Source organism: Amycolatopsis sp. NPDC051371 (assembly GCF_040682155.1).
Classification (GTDB): domain Bacteria; phylum Actinomycetota; class Actinomycetes; order Mycobacteriales; family Pseudonocardiaceae; genus Amycolatopsis.
This window is the reverse complement of the sequence record NZ_JBFBAG010000074.1, coordinates 38,117-44,169: the sequence shown is the minus strand read 5'-3', so window position 1 is coordinate 44,169 and position 6,053 is coordinate 38,117. Positions and strand designations below refer to the sequence as shown.

Here is a 6,053-nt window from a genome sequence, read left to right as displayed (position 1 = left end):
CGGGCACGGACGGCGCAGCGGGATAGCCGGGCCAACGGCAATGCGGTGGGCATTGGCGGCGTCGCAGGACAGCCGACCGGCGCGCGGCGGGCACTCGACCCTAGGCGAGCGACGGCATCAGCTTCACCGCGTTGCCCCCGAGGACGCCGTTCAGGACGTCCTCGGGCAGGCCGAGCGCGGCCAGCGCGCGGACGTTCTTGGCCACCGAGGGCACCCCCGGCCAGTCCGTCCCGAACACGAACTTCCCCGCCAGCCGGGCGAGGTCGAACCGCTGGTAGTACTCCGGCAGCTTCTTCGGCGGCAGCCCGGCCAGATCCAGCCAGACGTTGTCCCGCGCCAGCGCGAGGAACGCCGCCACGTCGTACCACCACCCGCGCCCGCCGTGGGCGAAGACGAACTGCACCGAAGGGAAGTCCTCGACCACATCGGACATCAGCTCGGGATTGCCGAAACTGGTGCGAGAGCCGGGAAAACTCGACGTTCCCGAGTGGAGGATCACCGGCACCCCGCGCTCGGCGCACAGCGAATAGACCGGGTACAGCTCCTTGTCCGCCGGGGAAAACGCGCCGTGCACCGGGTGGATCTTCAGCGCCACCGCGCCCAGGTCCAGCTGCCGCGCGACCTCCGTCGCCGGCGGGTGGTGCAGGTACGGATTGACGTTCGCCACGAGCCGGAAACGAGCAGGGTTGTACGAAACCAGCGGCAGGTTGTCCTCGATCGGCTGAATCCCGGTCGCCCGCGGGCTGTACTCGCAGAACAGCAGCACCCGGTCGACGCCCTCGGACTCCATCAGCTCGTCCATCGCCGACGGGATCACCGCGCCGTCCGGCGAATACACCGAACGCCACGGGTAGGAACCCGCGAAGTCGTGCGCCCACTGCGTCCAGGCGGGTTTGAGCGTCGGCAGGCGCGGTGTGTGGACGTGCGCGTCCACCACGAAGTAGCCGTCGATCACGTGCTGGGCACCACCCGCAGGACGTCCCGGACCTGCTCGCGGATCACGTTCCGGCGGATCTTGCCCGTCGCCGTCTTCGGCAGTTCCGCCAGCTCGACCACACCTCTCGGGCGCTTGAACGCCGCGAGGCCTTCGCGGCAGAACTCGATCAGCTCGTCCGGGTCCACGGCGAAACCGGGCGCCGCCACCACGCACGCCACCGGCTTGTCGAGCCCGTCGGCGTCCGGGGCCGCGACGACCGCCACCTCCGCGACCGCCGGGTGCTGACGCAGCCGCTCCTCCACTTCGGACGGTGACACCCAGATCCCGCCCGCCTTCAGCATGTCCCCGAAGCGGCCGAGACAGCTGTACGTGCCGTCCTCGTTGCGGACGTAGCTGTCGCCGGTGCGCAGCCACTCGCCCTGGAAGACGAGCTTCGTCGCGTCGTACCGGGCCCAGTAGCCGGTCGCCGTCGACGGCCCGGCCACGAACAGCTCACCCGGCTTGCCGACGGCGTCGATCACCGCGCCCGCCTCGTCGCGGATCTGCACGGAGTAGCCCGGCACCGCGACGCCGGTGGTGCCCGGCCGCACCGCGCCGGGCTGGTTCGACAGGAAGATGTGCAGTGCCTCGGTGGACCCGATGCCGTCGAGGATCTCCAGCCCGAAACGAGCCCGGAACCGTTCGAACAGCGACGCGGGCAGCGGCTCGCCGGCCGAAACCGCGTGCCGCACCGAAGAAAACGAGTCGTCCGGGACTTCACTGGCGAGCAACGCCGCGTAGAACGTCGGGACGGCGAAGAACAGCGAAGGCTCCTCTTCGCGAGCCCGTCTGGCGAACAACGCCGGCGTCGGACGTGAAGGCTCGAGCAACGTCGTCCCACCCGCGCCCAGCGGGAAGAAGCACGAATTCCCCAGCCCGTAGGCGAAGAAGAGCTTCGGCACCGACAGGAACCGGTCCACCGGCGTCGTCGCCAGCACGCCACGCGCGTACGTCTCGCACACCGCGCGGATGCTCGCGTGCCGGTGCATCGCGCCCTTCGGCTGTCCCGTCGTCCCGGACGTGTACAGCCACAACGCGGGCGAGTCCTCCCACGTCTGTCCACTTCGGAACGAGCCGCCCAGCGACGACCACTCGTGCGTCCGGACGCCGAATGCCGCCGCGTCCGACCGGTCGAGCAGGACGTCGGTGACCTCGGGCGCGAACCCGAGCGCGGTCACCGCCTGCTCGGCGAACTCGCCGGACACGCACAACAGGCGCGCCCGCGAGTCGGCCAGCATCTTGCCCAGCTCGAGCCCGGTGACCATGGTCGAAACCGGCACCGCGACCGCACCGGCCAGCATCGCGCCGAGGATGCCGGTGAGCAGCTCGACGTCGTCGACCATGCAGAACATCACGCGCTCTTCGGGCCGCACACCGAGTTCGACGAGCCCGCCCGCGACCCGGCGGGACTCGGCCGCCAGCTCGGCGTAGGTGAGCGTGCGGCGGGGCGACGCGACCGCGGTCGCGTCCGGGTGCCCGGCGGAAAGCAGGTACTCCGCGGCGTTGAACCCTGTCGGCACCGAACCTCCTACGTGAGGTGGACGTACTCGTAGTCGAAGGGCTTCCCGTTGATGCCCTGCCGCGGCGGGGCCACCCAGCTCGCGATCTTCCCCCGCTCGTACACCGGGTGCATCAGCGAGCGGACGAACGTCAGGTCCTCGGTGGTGGGCAGCCACTTGCTCTTGCCCGCCTGCCAGGTCGCCTCGTCGACGATGGTGCCGTCGGGAGTGACGTGGTGGCCGGAGTTTATGCCGACTTCGCGGTTGAAGCCAGGGTGCGGCAAGCGGAACGTGAAGTCGATCCCGGCGTCGGCGAGGATCTTGTTCCAGCGCTTCACGCCGGTCTGGCAGTCCGCCACGTACTCACTGCGCAGGTCGAGGTTCAGCAGCAGGATCGCCTGCATCTCCTCCGACGTCCAGGTGCCGTCGCCGGCCGGTTTCTCCAGCGTGCGGGCGTCGTCGGTGAGCTTGTGGTCGTCCTTGCGGCGGGCCTCCTGCCAGCGGCCCTTGAGCCCGGCCGTGTAGTAGTTCGCCGCGTTCGTCGACGTCTCGCTGCCGAACAGGTCGAGCGAGACGGTGTAGTGGAAGTTGATGTACTTCTGGATCAGGGTCAGCGGGATCCCGCCGTGCGAGCCGATGTCGAGCGTGTCGTGCTCGCGGATCAGCTCGGCGCTGCGGATCACCACGCGGTCGACGCCGGTGGTGCCGACCATCATGTGGTGCGCCTCCTCCTTCAGCATGAACTCGCAGGTGCGCGAGAGCGGGTCGAAGGAGCTCTCCTTGAGCGTGCCGAGCTGGTACTTCCCGTCGCGGTCGGTGAAGTAGGTGAACATGTAGAAGGCCAGCCAGTCGGCGGTCTCCTCGTTGAACGCGCCGAGGATGCGGGGCGCGTCGGGGCTGCCGGAGTTGCGCAGCAGCAGCCCTTCGGCCTCGTCACGGCCTTCGCGCCCGAAGTAGGCGTGCAGCAGGTACACCATCGCCCACAGGTGGCGGCCCTCTTCGACGTTGACCTGGAACAGGTTCCGCAGGTCGTAGAGGCTCGGCGCGGTGAGCCCGAGGAGCTTCTGCTGCTCGACGGACGCCGGCTCGGTGTCGCCCTGGATGACGATCAGCCGCTGCAGGTCGGCGCGGTACTCGCCGGGCACCTGCTGCCACACCTCTTCCCCCTTGTGCTCCCCGAAGGCGATCCGCCGGTCCGGGTCGCGCTCGGCGAGGAAGATGCCCCACCGGTAGTCCGGGACGTTGACGTGGTCGAAGTGCGCCCACCCCTCCCGGCCGACGCTGACCGCGGTGCGCAGGTAGACGCCTTGGGTCTCCAGCGTCGGGCCCATCTCGCCCCACCAGTGCATGAACTTCGGCTGCCAGCCCTCCAGCGCGCGCTGCAGCCGGCGGTCCCCGGACAGGTTGACGTTGTTGGGGATCTTGGCGTCGTAGTCGATCTTCTCGGGCATCTGCGCTAGACCCGCTTCCTGTCGAAGACGGCCTTCTGCCCCGTACCGTATCGGCGCAGCGCGCCTTCGGGCCCGGATGCGTTCGGCCGGGTGAAAATCCAGTTCTGCCAAGCCGCCAGCCGGCCGAAGATCTTGGTCTCGATGGTCTCGGGACCGACGAACCGGTGGTTGGCCTCCATGCCGGTGAGCGCGTCCGGGGACAGCGACGCCCGGCCCTCCAGCGCGATCCGGATCTCGTCCTCCCAGTCGAGGTCGTCCGGGGCGTCGGTGACCAGGCCGAGCTCGACGGCTTCGGCCGCGCTCAGCTCGTGGTTCTTTTCGCGGGCGAGCCACGCGAGGTGGTCGTCGTCGCCGTAGAAGCGCGTCTGCAGGCGGGTCAGGCCGTTGCCCATCGGGAACGGGCCGAAGTTGGCTTCGGACAGCCTGATCGTCGCGCGTTCGTCGCTGTCTTCGTCGTCGATCGGCGGCCCGTCCAGGATGTACTGGCGGTCTGCGGCGAGCGCGAGTTCGAGCAGTGAGCCGGCGAAGCAGCTGCCGGGCTCGATCAGCGCGATCAGCGTGCGGCTGGTGACGTCGAGCCGCTTGAGCGTGCGCTTGAAGTACTGCGTGATCTCGTTGCCCAGCCAGTCCTTCGCGCCGAACACGGCCTGCTCGTGCGCGAGCACCTTCTCCGGGTCGCCCTGAGTCTTCAGGATCCACGTGCCGGCTTCGACCTCGTTGGTGCGCAGCCGCAAGATGGCGTCGTCCAGCTCGCGGGTCATGGCGAGGAACCAGCCGTTCGCGCCTTCTTCGTGCAGGTCACCGGGGTCGCTTTCGGGCCCCTTGATGGTGATGGTGACCTGGGTTTCGGCCACTTCCGTGTCGACATAGCGATGTTCGAGCGGGGTCAGCTCGATCCCGCCCTCACCGGTCCGATCGGACTCGCGCGCGATCTCTCGCGCCCGCTTCGCCACGGCTTCGCGGAATCCTTGGCGCGGTACCAGTTCGTCGACCAGGCGCCAGTCGACCGCGGTCTTTCCCTTGACACCGTCGGAGCGCGTCGCGAAGACGTCGGCGAGGTCCCGGCGCACCCGCCGTTTGTCGACGACCCGGGTCAGGCCGCCGGTGCCGGGCAGCACGCCGAGCAGCGGCACCTCGGGCAGCGCGACGGTCGAGGAGTTGTCGTCGATCAGCAGGATCTTCTCGCAAGCCAGCGCGATCTCGTAGCCGCCGCCGGCGCAGGTGCCGTTCACCGCGGCGACGTAGGTCTGGCCGGAGTGCGCGGTGGCGTCCTCCATGCCGTTGCGGGTCTCGTTGGTGAACTTGCAGAAGTTCACCTTCCAGTGGTGCTCGGACGCGGCGAGCATCCGGATGTTCGCGCCGGCGCAGAAGACCTTGTCCTTCGCGCTGGTCACCACCACCACGCGGACCTCGGGGTGCTCGAACCGCAGCCGCTGGGTGGCGTCGTACAGCTCGATGTCGACGCCGAGGTCGTAGGAGTTGAGCTTGAGCTCGTACCCCGGGACCAGTCCGCCCTGCTCGTCGACGTCCAGCTCCAGCCAGGCCACCTCCCCGTCGAACTGGAGGCGCCAGTGGCGGTACTCGTCCGGACGGCGGTCGAAGGTCACCGGTGTGGTGGTGGTCACTCATCCGAGTGTCTACATAGTTCCGACGAACGTCAATGTTCTGTAGAAACTTGATCTCGCGAGGTCACCCGGTTGAGCGTCGCCCAGGCCCAGGTGAGGAACACCCAGAGTGCGAGCCCCGCTGCGGCATCCGTGAAGATCGTCGCGAAGAAGAACCCGGGGATCTGCGGCACGCCGGTCAGGAAGTGGCCGAGCGTGATCATCCCGGCCAGCGAATAGACCACCAGGAACGCGAGCGCCCGCGGGTAGTTTCCTCGCACGTACGCGCGGTAACCGAGCCAGCCGAACGTCGTGAACAGCACCCAGCCGAAGGCGACGACGATCCCCGCCACCGTCGCCGGGACGCCCGGCAGCTGCGGGTAGTCCGCCACCTGTATGGCGTTGTGCGCGTAGTGGATTGTCGTGCTGACCAGCGAAAAGCCGAGGATTACGCGGAGTGGCGCCAGTCCTTTGTCGTGCAGAACGTCCATCACGGGCCCCCTATGCCGATTTGATAGATCGC

Annotated in this window: 5 protein-coding genes; all 5 read right to left on the bottom strand. The window is 68.6% G+C overall.

What is annotated here, in order from left to right; all coding sequences use genetic code 11:
* Positions 1-100: 100 nt before the first annotated feature.
* From AB0M59_RS50045 to AB0M59_RS50025, 5 genes are read right to left on the bottom strand one after another with little or no spacing between them, the layout of a single operon-like run.
* Positions 101-955: an amidohydrolase family protein gene (locus AB0M59_RS50045; RefSeq protein WP_364630323.1), complete on the bottom strand. Its 855-nt coding sequence runs from the start codon at positions 953-955 to the stop codon at positions 101-103.
* The gene (locus AB0M59_RS50040; RefSeq protein ID WP_364630320.1) at positions 952-2,496 is read right to left on the bottom strand and encodes a benzoate-CoA ligase family protein; all 1,545 of its coding nucleotides are present in this window, start codon (positions 2,494-2,496) and stop codon (positions 952-954) included. Before AB0M59_RS50040 ends, AB0M59_RS50045 begins: the two co-directional genes overlap by 4 nt.
* Before the next feature lie 8 nt (positions 2,497-2,504).
* The gene (boxB, locus tag AB0M59_RS50035) at positions 2,505-3,926 is read right to left on the bottom strand and encodes a benzoyl-CoA 2,3-epoxidase subunit BoxB (protein ID WP_364630317.1); all 1,422 of its coding nucleotides are present in this window, start codon (positions 3,924-3,926) and stop codon (positions 2,505-2,507) included.
* Positions 3,927-3,931: 5 nt separating this feature from the next.
* The gene (boxC, locus tag AB0M59_RS50030; protein ID WP_364630314.1) at positions 3,932-5,551 is read right to left on the bottom strand and encodes a 2,3-epoxybenzoyl-CoA dihydrolase; all 1,620 of its coding nucleotides are present in this window, start codon (positions 5,549-5,551) and stop codon (positions 3,932-3,934) included.
* A 32-nt stretch (positions 5,552-5,583) separates the two neighbouring features.
* Positions 5,584-6,021, bottom strand: coding sequence for a hypothetical protein (locus AB0M59_RS50025; RefSeq protein WP_364630311.1), 438 nt, complete (start codon positions 6,019-6,021; stop codon positions 5,584-5,586).
* Positions 6,022-6,053 lie beyond the last annotated feature (32 nt).

Coding starts and splice junctions, on each gene's coding strand:
- boxB (WP_364630317.1), bottom strand. CDS start 3,926: ATGCCCGAGAAGATCGACTACGACGCCAAGATCCCCAACAACGTCAAC.
- AB0M59_RS50025 (WP_364630311.1), bottom strand. CDS start 6,021: ATGGACGTTCTGCACGACAAAGGACTGGCGCCACTCCGCGTAATCCTC.